Genomic DNA, 16,246 nt, shown 5'->3' with positions numbered 1-16,246 from the left:
AAATATTTCTGTGGTTTTTATTTTAAGATTATACGTGAACTAAATCTTCTTCAAGTGAGTATTGAGTTGCGAAAGTATAATCATCAATACACTCTTTAACTTTATCCTTTAATAAAGATTCAGCATCATTTTTTAATTGGTTTAATCTTATTTTCTTATATTGAGTAGGCATATATTGACTTATAAGAGCTAGTGGAATTTCAGTTGAATTAAGGTTTGATAACATTTTGTGTAATGAGTAATCAACTTCTGAATTTGGAAGATAATATCTGCATCTATCAGAGAAGCTATATTTTCTTTCAAATTTAATTTTATTTCCACTACCTTTATAATGATTTTTCCAGTTATCTGGCTCTTTAACCATTGCATAATCTAAGATTGTTTTGAAGTTAGAAAGTTCTATATTCTGATCTCTTGAGAATAAATCATCCTCTATACAGCTAAGAGCGAATAATCCTTCTCTTAAAGCAAATGTTAGAGCAGGTCCAACTTTTAATATTGCAAAGCCATCTTCAACTAATTCTTTTAGAGCATATGGAGTTTGATAGTCTGTTGAGTGAGCTTCAAAAATAAGCGTTGGATATTTCTTTAAAGTTTCAGATAATGCAGATGCCTTTTCCCTGTTATATTCCCAAATTGTATCTCCATTAAATTCAACTCCAGGTTGAACAACAACTGCAATTACATCTTCATTAAATACTTTCTCAAGCCCATGATTAGTAAATGCATCTTTAAATGTTTTTATTGTAGTTTCAAGGTTGCTTGGTTTAGTTGCTTGAAGTTCTTCTTCCTCTTCATCTTGTCCACCACCTGGTATAGGAACTTCACTACCTATTACATAAACAGGATGCATGGCATCTTTATCAGATTTAGTTAAAAGATTGAAGGCATCCTCTGCAACTTCACAAAGTATAGCAGCTCTTTCAGCTATAACTTCATCACCAAATTTTCCGGATTTTAAGTCATTCCCAATGTGCATGCTTGTATCTATGTGTATTTTTGTAAATCCTGCTAAAACATATTCTCTTATTAAGAATTTTGAATAGTTCATAGCAGTATCTTCATCAAGTGATTTCCAAACTAGCGGGCCTAGATGATCTCCGCCTAATATTATTTTATCTTTAGGAAAACCAACTTTATCAGCTATTTCAAAAACAAACTCTTTGAAATCTATTGGCTTCATGCCAGTATAACCACCAAATTGGTTAACTTGGTTAGCAGTAGCTTCTATAAGTAAGCATTTATTATTTTCTAAAGCACTTTCCATAGCTGATTCAATAACATAATTATTAGAAGAACAAATAGAGTAGATACCAGCTGGTATTCCATTCTTTTGCTTTCTTATTATATCTTTCATTGGGTGTAACACTTTAAAACCTCCTTAAATTAAAGACTTAGGCTTTACCATTGCTACCGCAAAGAAGAATCTTGTGTTTAACTATTTTTTTCATAGCATCCTTACCAGGAGTCATATATTTTCTTGGATCATTAGCTTTTGGATTGTCGTTAAAATATTTTTTTACTGCATCTGAGAATGGAATTTTTAAGTCTGTAGCAACATTAACTTTACATATTCCAAGCTCTATAGCTTTTTTTACTAATTCATCTGGAACATCAGATGCACCATGTAGAACTAGAGGTACAGATACTTTTTCTCTAATTTTAACTAATCTATCGAAATCAAGTTTTGGAGTTCCTTTATATAATCCATGAGCAGTTCCTATTGCTATAGCAAGTGAATCTATACCTGTTCTTTCAACAAATTCTAAAGCTGCATCAGGATCTGTATAAGCTCCATCACTTTCATCTACTATTAAGTCATCCTCAACTCCAACAAGTTTACCAAGTTCAGCTTCAACGGTAGCATCGTATCTATGAGCAAAGTCCACAACTTTCTTTACTATATTTACATTGTCTTCAAATGAGTGATGAGAAGCATCTATCATGCAAGATTTAAATCCAGTTAATATATGTCTATTTATAAGCTCAGTATCTTCAAAGTGATCAAGATGGATTGCTATTGGAATGTTATATTTTTGTGAGGCTACTTCAGCCATAGCTACTATATAATCTGGACCAGCGTAATCGATAGTTCCAGGAGTACCTGCAATTATAACAGGAGAGTTAAGCTCAGCAGCAGTCTCAACAACTACTTGAAAAGTCTCTAGATTGTGTATGTTAAAAGCAGGAATAGAATATCCTCCTTTTTGCGCTCTTATAAGCATATCCTTAGTAGATTTAATTTTATTCATAAAAAACACCTCTCATAAATTAATTTATTTTAATAGTTAACCACTTTACACCAATTGCTTTTTTAGTACTTATCTCAATTAATTAGTCTTTAAGTAGTTAGGTTAAAAGATTAATAGATAAGTTTTAATAGAATTAAGAGTTAGTAAGAACCTCTTTTGAATTAAGTCCATTTTCATATTCGTGAATTATAACACCTTGAACAACTCTGTTAACAGTTCCATCTGGTCTTGGATTATCAGGAGAGATTCCAAGTCTTAAAGAGTTGAATAAAGAAATCATTTGTCCAAAGATTATATAGTTAAATGCTACAAATGTATCATTTAATTTTGAGCCATTAGCTGATATATAGTTATGAGAAATTTCCTTAAAATTTTCTCTATTTAAATAGCTTAAAACAGCAACCTTTTGAGTTCCTTCATCACTATAAACCTCCTTTATTAGGTCATAATCATAAAGAGATGAATGATCATTTGTAGAGCATAAGAATATAACTAAAGTATTATCGTTTATTATTGATTTAGGGCCATGTCTGAATCCTAAGATTGATTCGCAAACAGTAACTTGTCTACCAGAAGTTAATTCTAAGTTTTTAAGAGCCATTTCATGACAAAGACCTTTTAAAGCACCGGAACCAACATAAACAATTCTTTCAGCACCTAAGTCTGAAATTGCTTTTGCATCTTCCCATTGATTATCAAGAGAAGATTGTCCTTTAATAACTAACTCTTCAACAATTTTTTTGTTTTCTTCTAGGTTAGCTATATCAAATAAAAGTAGAGTAGCTAATGTCATACAAGTGAATGAACTTGTCATAGCAAAACTCTTGTCATTTGATTTTTCTGGCATTAATAAAACTAAGTTTCCTTCTTTTTCTTGAGATTTCTTAGCTAGTTGTCCATCTTTATTACAAGTAACAACTATATGTGCTAGATTTGGAACTTTCTTTTCAAATAAATCATAAGTTCCAACACTCTCTGGACTATTTCCAGAACGTGCATAAGAAACTAAGATAGTAGCTACATTTTCATCTATATATTCATCAGGATTTGCTACAAAGTCAGTAGTAGCTATAGCTTCAACTCTTTTACCTAATTTCTTAGCTAAGTAAAGGTAAATAGTATCTCCAACATAAGCTGAAGTCCCAGCACCAGTTAAGATTATTCTTATATTTTCTTTGTTTAAATTTTTATCTAAGAAGTTAATAATAGCTTCTTTATTATTTTCAACTATACTTAAGGTTTCTTTCCATAATTCAGGTTGTTGATATATTTCATTAGCTGTATAGGTAGCTTTTAAGTCTTTTAATTCTTCTTGTGTAAAACCAAAAACTTTATTCATAATTCTCACCCCATTTATCATGTTGTCATTACCAGTTGATTTAAATAAAAATCATTATAAGTAATGATGTTATTACAAGTTAATCTTACAATATTTTTGTAAGAAATGTCAATAATTTACTTATAGCTTTTGAAATAAAATTTAAAAATATGTTTTATTTTAAATAGAACTGTATTTAAAGTATCTTTTAGAACATTAATTTAAAATAAAATGAGCATATAAAAATATATGCTCATAAATAATAATTTATTTATCTTTACCAAAAACTTTTTCTTTTAATTCAAGACCAGTTTTAGTGATGGCTAAGCCACCTAAAGCTGTTTCTCTTAAGGCGGCAGGAAGTGATTTTCCTACTCTATACATGGCTTCAACTGTATCATCAAAAGGTATTTTACTATGAACTCCTGCCATAACTAGGTCTGCGGTAGTTAAAGCACTAACAGCCCCAGCAAAATTTCTTTTGGCACATGGTACTTCTACTAAGCCTGCTACTGGATCACAAACAAGTCCAAGAATATTTTTAAGGACGATGGCACCAGCATCTAGAGCCATTTCTGGAGTACCACCCATCATTTCTACAGTGGCAGCAGCACCCATAGCGGCTGCAGATCCACATTCAGCTTGGCATCCACCTTCAGCACCGGCTAAAGTAGCATTTTGAGCAATAATCATTCCTACGGCAGAAGAAGCTAATAATCCTTGAATAAGCTCATCTTCATTTAATTCTAATCTTTCACCAACAGTTAGTATTACAGCAGGCAATATTCCACAAGAACCAGCTGTTGGACAAGCTACTATTCTTCCCATAGAAGCATTTACTTCCGAGCAAGATAAAGCTCTAGCCATAGCTCCAACCATAACATTACCAGTTAAAGTGTTACCTTTTTCTAAGTATTTTCTTAATTTGTAAGCATCGCCACCAATTAATCCACTTACAGAATAAACTTTTTGTTCTTGACCTTCATTAGCCGCCTCTTTCATAACATGAAGAACTTTTTCCATACCTTTAATTACATCTTCTCTAGTACAGCTTTTACTTTCCATTTCATATTGAATTGCATATTCAGCTAAGGAGAAATTATTCTCTTTACATATTTCTAATAATTCAGCACCATTTCTTGCAAGCATTTATATTTCCTCCTTTACTGGATTTATAACAACTATATTTTCAACTGCTTCAACTTTTTTAATCTCATCAATTATTTCCTTAGTAATAGGGTTATCCATTTCAAAGACCATTCTTGCAGCCTTTCCTCTTTCCGTTCTAAATACTTTCATGAAGGCGATATTAACATTGTGATTATAAACTATTGCTGTTACCTTAGATACAGCTCCAGGAATATCCTTATGTGAAATTATTAATGTTGGATATTCACCAGTGAACTCAACAACGCTACCATTTACTTCAGTAATTTTAATGCTTCCACCACCAATTGATGAACCAACTATTTCGTGGAAAATACCATCAATATCTTCAATTATAAATTTAACTGTATTAGGATGTACATCACCTAAGTCAGTTTCTTTAAATTCTATTTGAATATTATTTTCTTTTGCAATTTCTAAAGAGTTTCTAAGCCTTGTATCAGAAGGTTCCATTCCAAGAATACCGGCTACTAAAGCTTTATCTGTACCATGACCCTTATAAGTTTTTCCAAAAGAACCATGTAGAAGAAAAGTAACCTTTTTCATTGGTTTACCACAAATTGCTCTAGCTACTTTTCCAAGTCTCGCAGCACCTGCTGTATGAGAACTAGATGGACCAATCATAATTGGACCAAGAATATCGAAAACACCATATGTATTCATTTTTATTCTCCTTTGTTATATGTAATAAAATAAGATATTTTAGTCTCTAATATGTATGTATTTTATTAACTATAGTATAACATTTTTTTTATCTTTAATTGAAAATTTTAACCTAAATTTAATAACAATAATTTTATTAATAGTTTAATCATTTTTTAGAAATATAAAAAAATAATTACTAAAAAATCAGTTTATTGCTAAGAATAAATAATATGAAAAATGAATCATATTAATAAGAAATTTGACGAAGAAATATTATTTAATTAAATAATGTTTAATCAAATTAAATAAAATGAACTTTAGTGCTAAAAATATGTTAAAACATTCGTTTTTATTACCTTGACCTAAGGGTTTTACTCTGTTAATATGGTATAGGACAATGAAATTTATAGCAAAAACACCTATAAATACGAACGTTGTCTACTTGGAAAAGGTTGATTAACCGTTATGGTTTATAAAAAAAGAATGTTAATGTTCTTTTTATAAGGAGGAAATAAAAATGTCAGCATTTGTTGTATTAGGAGCTCAATGGGGAGACGAAGGAAAAGGAAAAATGACAGATTACTTAGCAGAAGAGGCTGAAGTAGTTGTTAGATTCCAAGGAGGAAATAACGCTGGACATACAGTTGAAGTTGAAGATAAACAATATAAGTTACACTTAATACCTTCAGGAATATTACATGACGAGAAATTAAACGTAATAGGAAATGGTGTTGTAGTAGATCCTAAAGCACTATTTACAGAAATAGATTATTTAGAAGGCTTAGGAGTAAAAGTAACTCCAGAGAAATTAATAGTTAGTGATAGAGCACATCTTATAATGCCATACCACATAACTTTAGATAAGTTAAAAGAAAAAGCTAGAGGAAAAAATGATATAGGAACTACTTGCAAAGGAATAGGTCCTTGTTATACAGATAAATATGAAAGATCAGGAATAAGAGTTTGTGACCTTATGCACAAAGATTCTTTTGCTGAAAAATTAAGAATAAACATAGAAATGAAAAATGGATACATCAAATTATTAGGTGGAGAAGAGTTAAACTTCGATGAAATATACAATGAATATATGGCATTTGCTGAAAGATTAAGACCATATGTTAAAGATACTTCAGTTGAAATATACAATGCTATCCAAGCTGATAAAAATGTATTATTTGAAGGAGCTCAAGGAATGCTTCTTGATATAGACTATGGAACTTATCCATATGTTACATCATCAAACACAACTTCATGTGGAGTTGCTAGTGGAGCAGGTATAGGACCAAACATGGTAACTAATGCCGTTGGTATAGCTAAAGCTTATACTACAAGAGTTGGTAAAGGACCATTCCCAACAGAGCTTGAAAATGAAACTGGTGAATGGATAAGAGAAAAAGGTCATGAGTACGGAGTAACTACAGGAAGATCAAGAAGATGTGGTTGGTTAGACCTTGTTATCTTAAAAACTACTACAAGAGTTTGTGGATTAACTTCATTAGTAGTAACTAAAATAGATACATTAGCTGGATTAGATAAAATACAAATGTGTGTTGGATATGAATTAGATGGAAAAGTTATAGATTACTTCCCAGCTAGTTTAGAAGATTTAGCTAGATGTAAACCAATATACGAAGAGTTCGAAGGATGGGGCGAAGAAGTTGCTGATGCAAGAAGCTACGAAGAGTTACCAGAGAACGCTAAAACTTACTTAAGAAGAATAGAAGAGTTCACAGGAACTAAGGTTTCTATAGTTGGTGTTGGACCAAAGAGAAATCAAACTATAAGAGTAAGAGAAGAACTTTAATAATACTAACAAATAACTAATTAGAAATAGCTTAAGATTATTTAATCTTAAGCTATTTTTTATTTTGCTTTAAAAATATTTTTAAAGGTTAATATAAAAAGTTAGTATTACCTTAAAATATAGATTTAATTTTAAGGTATAATATTTCTAAGCTGATTTAAAGTAGAAAAATATATTTTAAGGTTAAGAGGAGAGTTGTATGGGATATATAATAGATTTAAGAAAAGAGCTTCCTAATCCACATAGGCCGCTTATAATGTGTTCAGCAGGTGTTGTAATAATAGATAAGTTAGGAAGAATATTATTACAAAAAAGAACTGATAATAAGAAATGGGGCCTTCCTGGCGGAAGTTTAGAGTTAGGAGAAAGCTTTCAAGAGGCTGCTATTAGAGAAGCATATGAAGAAGTAGGACTTAGAATTAAAAGTCTAAATTTATTTAATGTTTATTCTGGTGAAAATTGTTACAATAAATATCCTAATGGAGATGAAATTTATAATGCTTCTTCTATATTTATTACAAATGATTATGAAGGAGAGATTGTTTTAGATGAAGAGGAAAGTGCAGAGGCTGTATTCTTCTATAAAGACGAAATTCCTAGCTTAGAAAATATAAATTCACCAGATAGAGTAGTAATAAAAGACATAATAGAAAAATTAAATATTGGAGATTATATATAATAAGAATTTTAATTTTAAAAGGATAATTCAGAGTAAAACACTTGTCTTTGAAATTTGGAGAGAGTATAATGAAAAATATAATTTTTAATTTAAGTTTAGTTAAGAGAGGTGTAGTTAATTATGATAACTAAAGATATGACTATCGGAGAAATAATAAGAAAAATGCCAACAGCTGCAGAGGTATTAATGAGCTTCGGTATGGGATGTGTTGGATGTCCATCAGCTCAAGCTGAAACATTAGAAGAGGCTGCTATGGTTCACGGATTAAATTTAGATGATTTAATGGAAGCTATAAATAACATAGAATATTAATTTTAAATTATGTTTAAAATAAGAAGCACTTTTAGAAAGTGCTTCTTATTTTTTTATAAGGCTTTATTTTAGTATATTGTTGATTTTAATTCGCTCTTAAGAGCTATCATAATTTTGCAAAGTATCTTCATTAAGAGAATCTTATAGTTTTATTTAAAAATTAAAATTAATTTAAAACATAATTTTGATAAAAATTTTAAAAAATTAAAAAATAACTATTGCTAATTAATAATAATTATTATATAATAATAACATAAGGTTGGTGAAGATAAAACATCAACAAGAAATGACTTGATAATAAAGACTTTTAAATTATGATTATAAATTGAAGTTAAATAAATGTTTGTTTTGTAGGAGGAATAATATTATGAAAAAATTTGTTTGTACAGTATGTGGATATGTTTATGAGGGAGAAAAAGCTCCAGAAAAATGCCCAGTATGTGGAGTAGGAGCTGACAAGTTCATAGAACAAGGAGAAGATTTAGCTTTCGCTGATGAACACAGAATCGGAGTTGCTAAAGGGGTAGATGAAAGAATAATCGAAGGATTACAAGCTAACTTTATGGGAGAGTGTACAGAAGTAGGAATGTACCTAGCAATGTCAAGACAAGCTGACAGAGAAGGATTCCCAGAGGTTGCAGAAGCTTACAAGAGAATAGCTTTCGAAGAAGCAGAGCACGCTGCTAAATTCGCAGAAATGTTAGGAGAAGTTGTAGAAGCTGATACAAAAGCTAACTTACAAGCAAGAGTAAATGCAGAGCACGGAGCTTGCCAAGGTAAAAAAGACTTAGCTACTTTAGCTAAACAATTAAACTTAGATGCAATCCATGACACAGTTCACGAAATGTGTAAAGATGAAGCTAGACATGGAAAAGCTTTCGCTGGATTATTAAATAGATACTTCCAAAAATAAAAATCCATAATAATTTGTTTGTATGATATATTTATAAAAGAAACACCACTAAATTAGTTGATTTAGTGGTGTTTTGTTGTTTGAAAGCTATTTTTTGATTTGATATACTTCCAAATAAGGAGTGATATAAATGGGGAAGACATATGAAAAAATATATGAAATTACTTATGGGGAAACTGATGGAAGAGGAGATTGTAGAATAACTTCAATGATGAGTTTTTTTTCTGATTGTTGTTTGAGCCAAGAAGAAGAAAACTCAATGAATTATACGAGCAGTGATAGTGATACTACATGGGTATTTTTTGATTATGACATAATCATGAATAGATACCCGAAATATAGGGAAAAAGTTAAAGTTATAACTTATGTTGAAGCTATAAGAAAATTTTATTCTAATAGAATATTTGAGGCTTATGATATGGAAGGTAATTTAGTGTCTAGAGCTAGTGTACTAGCCTTTCTAATAAATAAGAAAACTAGAAGGCCTGCAAGAATAAGTGATGCAGAATATGAAGTTCATGGAGTAAGTAAAGAGTCTTCAAAATTATTAAGAAAAAAACTAGATTTCGAGAAATTTGAAGAAGAAGATTTTTCTTTAGATTTTCATATAAGATATTTAGATATAGATTTAAATAAGCATGTTAGTAATATTAAGTACATAGAATGGGTTTTAGAGACAGTCCCAGCAGATATTGCTTTAAAGTATAAAATGAAAAGAATAAAAATAAAATTTGAAAAAGAAATTACATATGGTCATAATGTAAATATAAAATCAAAAATAATTAGAGGAAAAGATGAAATAAAAGTTCTTCATAAAGTACAAAATGAAGAAGGAGAGAACATTACTTTAGCAGAAACTTATTGGTATTAAAAAATATTTAGGAGAATGAAATTATGAGTGAAAATAAACTTGCAAAAAAATATGACGTATTATATTACGACTCAGATGTTAATAAAAATATAAAGATGGTACCACTTATGAAAATTTTTGGTGATGTATCAGCAATTCATGAGGAAGAGTTAGCCTATGAGGGTATCAAATACTTAAAAGAGCATGGATTAAGTTGGATTATTTATAGTTATTCAATTGACATAAAAAAACCAATACCATATAAAAGTTCTATTAATGTAGAAACTTATTTAGAAGGAATAAAGAAATTCTATGCTAGTAGGGTTTATAAGGTTTATGATGAAAAAAATGAAATTATTGCAGAAGGAAAAATTATATTCTTATTAATAGATTTAGAAAAGCGTAGAGCAGTGAGAATTCCTAAGGAATACTGTGAGTTAATAAACATGGTTAACACTGGAGAGGTGGAATTAAAATCAACTAAGGTTGAAAAGTTGGAAAGGGAAGATTTAGAAGCAAACCTTTCAGTTAGAAGAAGTGACATAGATTTTAATAAGCACGTTAATAATACTAAATATTTAGAATGGACTATGGAAGCTACTCCAGAGTGTATTTTAGATGAATATAGCCTTATATCAGCTAAAATCAAGTATGAAAAAGAAGTTAGACTTGGTGATGATGTAAGTATTATTTGTCAATGGGACGAGATTGAAGAGGGATATAAGTGTCTTTATAAGATAATTAATCATAGATTAGGAGAAGTAGCGGCTCTAATAGAAACTGTTTGGAAAAAAGAGTTTTAATGGATAACAAGAGCAATTTTGATTAAGTTTAGTAAAAAGCCATGTTATAAATTTTTATATAAAGAAGAGGTGTTTAATTAGAAAAGTTAAGGTTTCTAATTAAACACCTTTTTTAATAGTGTTAAATTTTAATAGTTTTCTACAAAAAAATATTAAAGTGTACAAGAAAGAGCAGCAGTGAATCCTGAGCTCCAAGCCCATTGTAAATTGAATCCACCACAATCACCATCAACGTCTAATAATTCCCCGCAGAAATAAAGATTATCTACAATTTTTGATTGAAGGGTTTCGGAATCGACTTCTTTTGTGTTTACTCCACCAGTGGTTACTTGAGCTGCTTGAAATCCGTTAGTTCCAATACACTTAAATTCCCAAGCCTTCATAAGATGTGTTAATGATTTTTTTTCCTGCCAAGTAAGTTCATAACATGGTTTATGTAAATTATCTATACCAGCTTCTTTTAAAAGTATAGGTATCATTTTTTTATTAACAACACCTATAAGTGAGTTTATAACTTCTCTACAAGCAAAAACAGCAAAATGTCCTTCTAAGAAATCTTCTAATTCTTTTAATGATTTTTCAGGCATCATATCAACTATAATCTTAACCTCATTACCTTTAAAGCAGCCTAAAGATGCTTCTCTAGAAATTTGTAATATTGGAGGGCCTGAGATTCCGTAGTCTGTAAAAAGAATCTCTCCAAAATCTTTTCTAATACTTTCTCCATTACATAAAACTTCAGCATAACCATTAAATTTTATTCCTGATAAAGCTTTTAATTTATTATGAGAAAGTTTTAACTGGACAATAGCAGGATTAGGTTCAACAATTGAGTGACCTAAGTTCTTAGCTAGAGTATATCCAGAACCATCAGAACCAGTTTTAGGAGCAGATTTTCCTCCACAAGCCATTATTAACTTTTTGCATTTAATCACAGGAGAATCCTCATTTCCTGTGGATAAAACAAATTTTCCTTTTGACTTATGGATAGATTTTACCTTATATGAATTATAAAGAGGTATCTCACGTTCTTCTAAAGACATTTTTAATATATCTACAACAGAAGATGCCTGCAAAGATTGAGGATAATTTTTACCTTTTTCAAGTTCTATTATTGGTAAACCTAGATTAAGAAAGAAAGCCTTTGTATCCTCAACAGAAAATTTGTTTAATGTTTTAATAAAAAATCCATCATTACTACTATGAAAGTTTGAAAATGGAAAATTTATCAGTGAATTGGTTATATTACATCTACCGTTACCTGTAGTAAGAATTTTTTTCCCTATTCTATCTGTTCCTTCAACTATAGCAACATCTAAACCAAAATCCTTTGCTGTAATTGCAGCTGTTAAACCAGAAGCTCCACCGCCTAGAATAACTACGTCATGGTATATCATAAGTTTAATTTCTCCCTTCTTGTATCTTTATATCTTAATTTTCATACTAACCTAAAAATAGTCTTCTAAAAGTATCATTTATTTAATCATAACATTTCTAAGGTTGTATTGTATCATATTTGCTTATTATTAAATACTTGAAGAATAGGAAAAATCGTAAGTTATATTATTTTTTTTAGGAGTAATACTAAATAATGAGGTGAGTATTATGAAATTTAAAATTACAGATAGCAACATGGAAGAATATAATATAGAATTAAAAATTAGAAGGATGAATTATGATCAAGTGGTTGTGAATTATCCAAATAAGTCAGGAATAAAAACTTTCAAAATGAAAGATGGAGAACTTATTTCAGAAGGAGAAGTCGATGATATTATTAAAAAAAATCTTGATTTATTAAAAATAAAAATAAATAGGGGTACTTCAGCATTATTTTATAAAGGAATAATTGATTCAATTGAGGAATCATTTAAAGAGGTAAAATCTTTAGAAGTTTTAAGTGATTTTTCTAAAGGAGTAAATAAAAGAGGATTTTGGGATAAAGATATATTGATATACTTAAATGGGCGATATCCAATAAAAATTGAAGCTAGTGGAAGAAACTTTAGAGAAGATAGTTATAAGTTCAATATTAAGGTCTTAGAACAGCCAGAATTCCTTGAAATGTGTCATTTTAATATGGAAAAATTAAAAGAACAGAGAGCTTGGAGAAAAAGACAATTAGAAATTTATAAAAAAATAGTTGAAAAAATAGAAAACGAGAGTAATTTTGAGGAAAAATGCGAATAGCAAATATAATTTATTTAAATGGTTAAAAACGACTTAAAATGACTGAAAAAAGTGTTGACATAAGATTATTTTTTGGGTATTATATTCCTTGTCAGGTCGCCAAGTGCGAAAGACAAAAACAAAATAAACAAATTTAGTTTAAAGCTAAAACTGGTCAAAAATGATGTGGTTTTAAGAGTTAATGTGGCCCCTTGGTCAAGCGGTTAAGACACCACCCTTTCACGGTGGTAACAGGGGTTCGATTCCCCTAGGGGTCACCATCACGGTCGCATAGCTCAGCTGGGAGAGCACCTGCCTTACAAGCAGGGGGTCACAGGTTCGATCCCTGTTGCGACCACCATAAAACTTTTAATGGCTCAGTAGCTCAGTTGGTTAGAGTGCCGGCCTGTCACGCCGGAGGTCGAGGGTTCGAGCCCCTTCTGAGTCGCCACATTTTTGGCCCCTTGGTCAAGCGGTTAAGACACCACCCTTTCACGGTGGTAACAGGGGTTCGATTCCCCTAGGGGTCACCATATTACGGTCGCATAGCTCAGCTGGGAGAGCACCTGCCTTACAAGCAGGGGGTCACAGGTTCGATCCCTGTTGCGACCACCATAAAAGTTTTTAATGGCTCAGTAGCTCAGTTGGTTAGAGTGCCGGCCTGTCACGCCGGAGGTCGAGGGTTCGAGCCCCTTCTGAGTCGCCAGTTTTGGCCCCTTGGTCAAGCGGTTAAGACACCACCCTTTCACGGTGGTAACAGGGGTTCGATTCCCCTAGGGGTCACCATATTACGGTCGCATAGCTCAGCTGGGAGAGCACCTGCCTTACAAGCAGGGGGTCACAGGTTCGATCCCTGTTGCGACCACCAAAACTTTTTAATGGCTCAGTAGCTCAGTTGGTTAGAGTGCCGGCCTGTCACGCCGGAGGTCGAGGGTTCGAGCCCCTTCTGAGTCGCCACATGCTGGTGTGGCTCAATTGGCAGAGCAGCTGACTTGTAATCAGCAGGTTATCGGTTCAAGTCCGATCATCAGCTCCAAAGAACTTCAGTTTAACTGAAGTTCTTTTTTATTCTTTTAAAGAATATTTCGACATTTAATTTATTTATGCAAAAAAAGTATCTCTTATCTTTTAAGTAAGATAAGAGATATTTTTTCTTTTCTGAAGATTTTTCTTTATTCTTATATCATCTCCATAAGTTTTAAATAGAACAAAGTTTCCAAGTAGTCTTGAAGTTATTCTCTCTGCATAAGCCTGTTTAAGTTCAGGTAAATTTAAATTTGTTGATATAATCATTTTTTTATTTAACAATATTTTTTTATTTAGAAGAGTAAATAACTCAGTAGTTGAGAAATCAGTTATTTGCTCTGCACCTAAATCATCAATAACAAGTAAATCACAATTTATAAGCAATTCCTCTAACTCGTGATCATTATTAAATCTTATTTCTCTAAGATTTCTAATAAGCTCATCAGAAGTTCTATAAACTACAAGAAATCCATTATCTAATAATTCTTTAGCTATGCAATAAGTCAGAAATGTTTTTCCAGTACCAGGACTTCCATAGAAAAGTATATTTTCATTATGTCTATTGAATTTTGGAATGTATCCATTAATCATTTTATCTATAATGATTTGCATATTTTCTCTTGGAGAGTATTTTTCATTTCCTTTGTTTATAGAAGAAAAAACATTTATATCAAATTTTGAAAAATTATTTAATTTTAAAGCGTCTGCCATATGAGAGTTCTCATAGTATATTTCTACAAGTTTTCTTTTGTAGCAAACACATTTTTCAACACCTATATATCCTGTATCCTTACATTTTTCACATTTATAATGCATATCTAAATAATCTTTTGGATATCCATTCATAGCAAGTAATTGATCTTTTTCATCTCTAAGATTTTCAATTTCTTTTTTTAGTTTTTCAAAATTTCCCTTTTCATGCTTTCTTAAAGCAAGCATTGAAAGTTTTAGAGAAAGCTTACTTATTTCTCTTTCATATTCAAATACTTGAGGTATTTTTTCTTTTATTTCTTTTTGTCTATTAGCTAGATTTGATTTTTCTTCTTGACGAATTTTTTCGTACATATCCATCAATTGACTTTTATAACCTTTAATCATTCAGTATCCCATCCTAACAATTGTTTTTCTAAGGAATCATAGTCATAATCTCTTTGGGTAAAGTTTGCTTCTCTAGCTGGTTTCTTTTGAATTTGAGAGTTGTTTTTATTAAATGGTTTTTTGATATTTGATGGCTTTTTAACATCCTTTTTAGCAACATCATCAAGTGTTTTTATACCATCTTTAAACCATTTAGCTAAAATACCATCTATATATTTAAAATCAGCCCTATTTAGTCTTTCAAAGCATATATCACAAGCCTTAAGTATTAACTCAACAGAGAAGTTGTAAGTTAGAAGCCATTTTTCCATCATAGTTTCTTGTGGCTTCATTATCTCAGTATTTTGTATTCCTAAATACTTAAGAATTTTTCTTATTTTAACCCATTTATCTTCTGTTTTAGTTATGTAAGCTTGAGCTTCCTCTATTGATTTTATTCCAGCATTATGCCAACCAAGAGCCACTGTCTCTATGTATCTAACATCTTTTTTGCCTTTAGATACACAATACTCTATTAATATTAATATAAGCTCAGAGGAAAAATTAAGCTCTGTTTGCCAAGAAAGATAAGTAGTCATTTCCTTTGTTGATAAAGGTCTACATATAAGTTTTTCTATATCTTTCAGCATATCCTTAGTGTTATTTTCATCAAGGGCAGATAATAAATCAACAGAATTCTGACTTGATGAATGATTGCCTTCCGATAAGTCTAAAAACTCTATTTTAAAGTTATTCATTTTATCTATAGGAACTAATTTAATAACACCTTCTTCATGCCAATAATTAAGAGCATTCATTATATCTGATTCTAATAGGTTTAAATTTGTTGCTAAAATTGAAGAATTAACCCCAGGTTCCCCCGTAAAGCTATACTTTATCATTAACAAATAAACCTTAATAAATTCCCCTCGAGCTTTAGGCATATATTCTTCTATGAATACATTACTAACAGGAGTAAATTTAGTGGCTGAGTTTTTTAACATAAAAGTACTCAAGAAATAACCACCTTTCTAGTTTTGTATAAATAGTCTAATAATTAATGATTTAAGATAAATTAAAATTTTAGACTATGTTTAATTATATCAAAGTGTCTTTTCTATAACAATAAAGTAATCTCTTATAAAATATAAAAATATTTTATTTGAATGAATAAATTTTATTTTAATGGGCACATTAATTTACGTGTTTAATTTTAAACTAAAATTTTTATTAA

The 16,246-nt window shown here is 30.5% G+C and carries 15 protein-coding genes and 10 tRNA genes; 17 read left to right on the top strand and 8 right to left on the bottom strand.

Going from position 1 to position 16,246, the window contains the following annotated elements; translation table 11 throughout:
- Positions 1-28: 28 nt before the first annotated feature.
- The 5 genes from AC2JAQ_RS15815 to sdaAB form a co-directional block, all read right to left on the bottom strand.
- Positions 29-1,357: a class II D-tagatose-bisphosphate aldolase, non-catalytic subunit gene (locus AC2JAQ_RS15815; RefSeq protein WP_488458809.1), complete on the bottom strand. Its 1,329-nt coding sequence runs from the start codon at positions 1,355-1,357 to the stop codon at positions 29-31.
- 37 nt (positions 1,358-1,394) lie between these two features.
- Positions 1,395-2,252, bottom strand: coding sequence for a tagatose bisphosphate family class II aldolase (locus AC2JAQ_RS15810; RefSeq protein ID WP_488457225.1), 858 nt, complete (start codon positions 2,250-2,252; stop codon positions 1,395-1,397).
- A 133-nt stretch (positions 2,253-2,385) separates the two neighbouring features.
- Positions 2,386-3,591 (bottom strand): SIS domain-containing protein, encoded by a 1,206-nt coding sequence (locus tag AC2JAQ_RS15805; protein ID WP_488457224.1) that lies wholly within the window; start codon positions 3,589-3,591, stop codon positions 2,386-2,388.
- A gap of 246 nt (positions 3,592-3,837) precedes the next feature.
- On the bottom strand, positions 3,838-4,719 hold the full coding sequence (gene sdaAA / locus AC2JAQ_RS15800) for an L-serine ammonia-lyase, iron-sulfur-dependent, subunit alpha (RefSeq protein ID WP_488457223.1): 882 nt from the start codon (positions 4,717-4,719) through the stop codon (positions 3,838-3,840).
- The gene (gene sdaAB / locus AC2JAQ_RS15795) at positions 4,720-5,400 is read right to left on the bottom strand and encodes an L-serine ammonia-lyase, iron-sulfur-dependent subunit beta (protein WP_488457222.1); all 681 of its coding nucleotides are present in this window, start codon (positions 5,398-5,400) and stop codon (positions 4,720-4,722) included.
- 499 nt (positions 5,401-5,899) lie between these two features.
- Here sdaAB and AC2JAQ_RS15790 point away from each other — a divergent pair, with 499 nt between their 5' ends.
- The 6 genes from AC2JAQ_RS15790 to AC2JAQ_RS15765 all read left to right on the top strand — a co-directional run bounded on the left by AC2JAQ_RS15790 (position 5,900) and on the right by AC2JAQ_RS15765 (position 10,743).
- Entirely contained in the window at positions 5,900-7,186 is a 1,287-nt protein-coding gene (locus tag AC2JAQ_RS15790) for an adenylosuccinate synthase (RefSeq protein WP_488457221.1), read from the top strand.
- 199 nt (positions 7,187-7,385) lie between these two features.
- Entirely contained in the window at positions 7,386-7,865 is a 480-nt protein-coding gene (locus tag AC2JAQ_RS15785; protein ID WP_488457220.1) for an NUDIX hydrolase, read from the top strand.
- Positions 7,866-7,985: 120 nt separating this feature from the next.
- Positions 7,986-8,177: a DUF1858 domain-containing protein gene (locus AC2JAQ_RS15780; RefSeq protein ID WP_488457219.1), complete on the top strand. Its 192-nt coding sequence runs from the start codon at positions 7,986-7,988 to the stop codon at positions 8,175-8,177.
- Positions 8,178-8,544: 367 nt separating this feature from the next.
- On the top strand, positions 8,545-9,090 hold the full coding sequence (locus AC2JAQ_RS15775) for an NADH peroxidase (RefSeq protein ID WP_322505135.1): 546 nt from the start codon (positions 8,545-8,547) through the stop codon (positions 9,088-9,090).
- Positions 9,091-9,220: 130 nt separating this feature from the next.
- On the top strand, positions 9,221-9,961 hold the full coding sequence (locus tag AC2JAQ_RS15770) for an acyl-[acyl-carrier-protein] thioesterase (protein WP_488457218.1): 741 nt from the start codon (positions 9,221-9,223) through the stop codon (positions 9,959-9,961).
- 23 nt (positions 9,962-9,984) lie between these two features.
- Entirely contained in the window at positions 9,985-10,743 is a 759-nt protein-coding gene (locus AC2JAQ_RS15765; RefSeq protein ID WP_488457217.1) for an acyl-ACP thioesterase domain-containing protein, read from the top strand.
- Positions 10,744-10,895: 152 nt separating this feature from the next.
- On the opposite strand, the gene AC2JAQ_RS15760 is transcribed toward AC2JAQ_RS15765, so the two are convergent.
- The gene (locus AC2JAQ_RS15760) at positions 10,896-12,140 is read right to left on the bottom strand and encodes a BaiN/RdsA family NAD(P)/FAD-dependent oxidoreductase (protein WP_488457216.1); all 1,245 of its coding nucleotides are present in this window, start codon (positions 12,138-12,140) and stop codon (positions 10,896-10,898) included.
- Positions 12,141-12,348: 208 nt separating this feature from the next.
- On the opposite strand from AC2JAQ_RS15760, the gene AC2JAQ_RS15755 reads away from it, so the two are divergent.
- The 11 genes from AC2JAQ_RS15755 (at position 12,349) to AC2JAQ_RS15705 (ending at position 13,945) form a co-directional block, all read left to right on the top strand.
- On the top strand, positions 12,349-12,930 hold the full coding sequence (locus AC2JAQ_RS15755) for a hypothetical protein (RefSeq protein WP_488457215.1): 582 nt from the start codon (positions 12,349-12,351) through the stop codon (positions 12,928-12,930).
- Between the two features lie 185 nt (positions 12,931-13,115).
- Positions 13,116-13,190: transfer RNA gene (locus tag AC2JAQ_RS15750), tRNA-Glu, on the top strand.
- Between the two features lie 4 nt (positions 13,191-13,194).
- Positions 13,195-13,270, top strand: a tRNA-Val gene (locus AC2JAQ_RS15745).
- A gap of 13 nt (positions 13,271-13,283) precedes the next feature.
- A tRNA-Asp gene (locus AC2JAQ_RS15740) sits at positions 13,284-13,360 on the top strand.
- Between the two features lie 7 nt (positions 13,361-13,367).
- Positions 13,368-13,442 (top strand) — tRNA-Glu (locus AC2JAQ_RS15735).
- A 6-nt stretch (positions 13,443-13,448) separates the two neighbouring features.
- Positions 13,449-13,524, top strand: a tRNA-Val gene (locus AC2JAQ_RS15730).
- A 14-nt stretch (positions 13,525-13,538) separates the two neighbouring features.
- Positions 13,539-13,615, top strand: a tRNA-Asp gene (locus AC2JAQ_RS15725).
- A 5-nt stretch (positions 13,616-13,620) separates the two neighbouring features.
- A tRNA-Glu gene (locus tag AC2JAQ_RS15720) sits at positions 13,621-13,695 on the top strand.
- Between the two features lie 6 nt (positions 13,696-13,701).
- A tRNA-Val gene (locus AC2JAQ_RS15715) sits at positions 13,702-13,777 on the top strand.
- A gap of 12 nt (positions 13,778-13,789) precedes the next feature.
- Positions 13,790-13,866 (top strand) — tRNA-Asp (locus tag AC2JAQ_RS15710).
- A gap of 3 nt (positions 13,867-13,869) precedes the next feature.
- Positions 13,870-13,945, top strand: a tRNA-Thr gene (locus AC2JAQ_RS15705).
- Positions 13,946-14,037: 92 nt separating this feature from the next.
- Here AC2JAQ_RS15705 and AC2JAQ_RS15700 read toward each other — a convergent pair.
- Complete coding sequence (locus AC2JAQ_RS15700; RefSeq protein ID WP_488457214.1) at positions 14,038-15,033, bottom strand: ATP-binding protein; 996 nt, start codon at positions 15,031-15,033, stop codon at positions 14,038-14,040.
- Entirely contained in the window at positions 15,030-16,028 is a 999-nt protein-coding gene (locus AC2JAQ_RS15695) for a DnaD domain protein (RefSeq protein WP_423239657.1), read from the bottom strand. The genes AC2JAQ_RS15700 and AC2JAQ_RS15695 overlap by 4 nt, the downstream gene beginning before the upstream one ends.
- Positions 16,029-16,246 lie beyond the last annotated feature (218 nt).

This window comes from Clostridium sp. LIBA-8553 (genome assembly GCF_057782465.1).
Note: the sequence above shows the minus strand (reverse complement) of the source record. Positions and strands in the feature narration are given on the sequence as shown.

What these genes read in the sequence shown, in the direction of transcription:
- AC2JAQ_RS15790 (WP_488457221.1), top strand. Translation starts at nt 5,900, where the DNA reads ATGTCAGCATTTGTTGTATTAGGAGCTCAATGGGGAGACGAAGGAAAA.
- AC2JAQ_RS15700 (WP_488457214.1), bottom strand. Translation starts at nt 15,033, where the DNA reads ATGATTAAAGGTTATAAAAGTCAATTGATGGATATGTACGAAAAAATT.
- AC2JAQ_RS15780 (WP_488457219.1), top strand. Translation starts at nt 7,986, where the DNA reads ATGATAACTAAAGATATGACTATCGGAGAAATAATAAGAAAAATGCCA.
- sdaAA (WP_488457223.1), bottom strand. Translation starts at nt 4,719, where the DNA reads ATGCTTGCAAGAAATGGTGCTGAATTATTAGAAATATGTAAAGAGAAT.
- AC2JAQ_RS15805 (WP_488457224.1), bottom strand. Translation starts at nt 3,591, where the DNA reads ATGAATAAAGTTTTTGGTTTTACACAAGAAGAATTAAAAGACTTAAAA.
- AC2JAQ_RS15785 (WP_488457220.1), top strand. Translation starts at nt 7,386, where the DNA reads ATGGGATATATAATAGATTTAAGAAAAGAGCTTCCTAATCCACATAGG.
- AC2JAQ_RS15775 (WP_322505135.1), top strand. Translation starts at nt 8,545, where the DNA reads ATGAAAAAATTTGTTTGTACAGTATGTGGATATGTTTATGAGGGAGAA.
- AC2JAQ_RS15760 (WP_488457216.1), bottom strand. Translation starts at nt 12,140, where the DNA reads ATGATATACCATGACGTAGTTATTCTAGGCGGTGGAGCTTCTGGTTTA.
- AC2JAQ_RS15810 (WP_488457225.1), bottom strand. Translation starts at nt 2,252, where the DNA reads ATGAATAAAATTAAATCTACTAAGGATATGCTTATAAGAGCGCAAAAA.
- AC2JAQ_RS15815 (WP_488458809.1), bottom strand. Translation starts at nt 1,357, where the DNA reads ATGAAAGATATAATAAGAAAGCAAAAGAATGGAATACCAGCTGGTATC.
- AC2JAQ_RS15770 (WP_488457218.1), top strand. Translation starts at nt 9,221, where the DNA reads ATGGGGAAGACATATGAAAAAATATATGAAATTACTTATGGGGAAACT.
- sdaAB (WP_488457222.1), bottom strand. Translation starts at nt 5,400, where the DNA reads ATGAATACATATGGTGTTTTCGATATTCTTGGTCCAATTATGATTGGT.
- AC2JAQ_RS15765 (WP_488457217.1), top strand. Translation starts at nt 9,985, where the DNA reads ATGAGTGAAAATAAACTTGCAAAAAAATATGACGTATTATATTACGAC.
- AC2JAQ_RS15755 (WP_488457215.1), top strand. Translation starts at nt 12,349, where the DNA reads ATGAAATTTAAAATTACAGATAGCAACATGGAAGAATATAATATAGAA.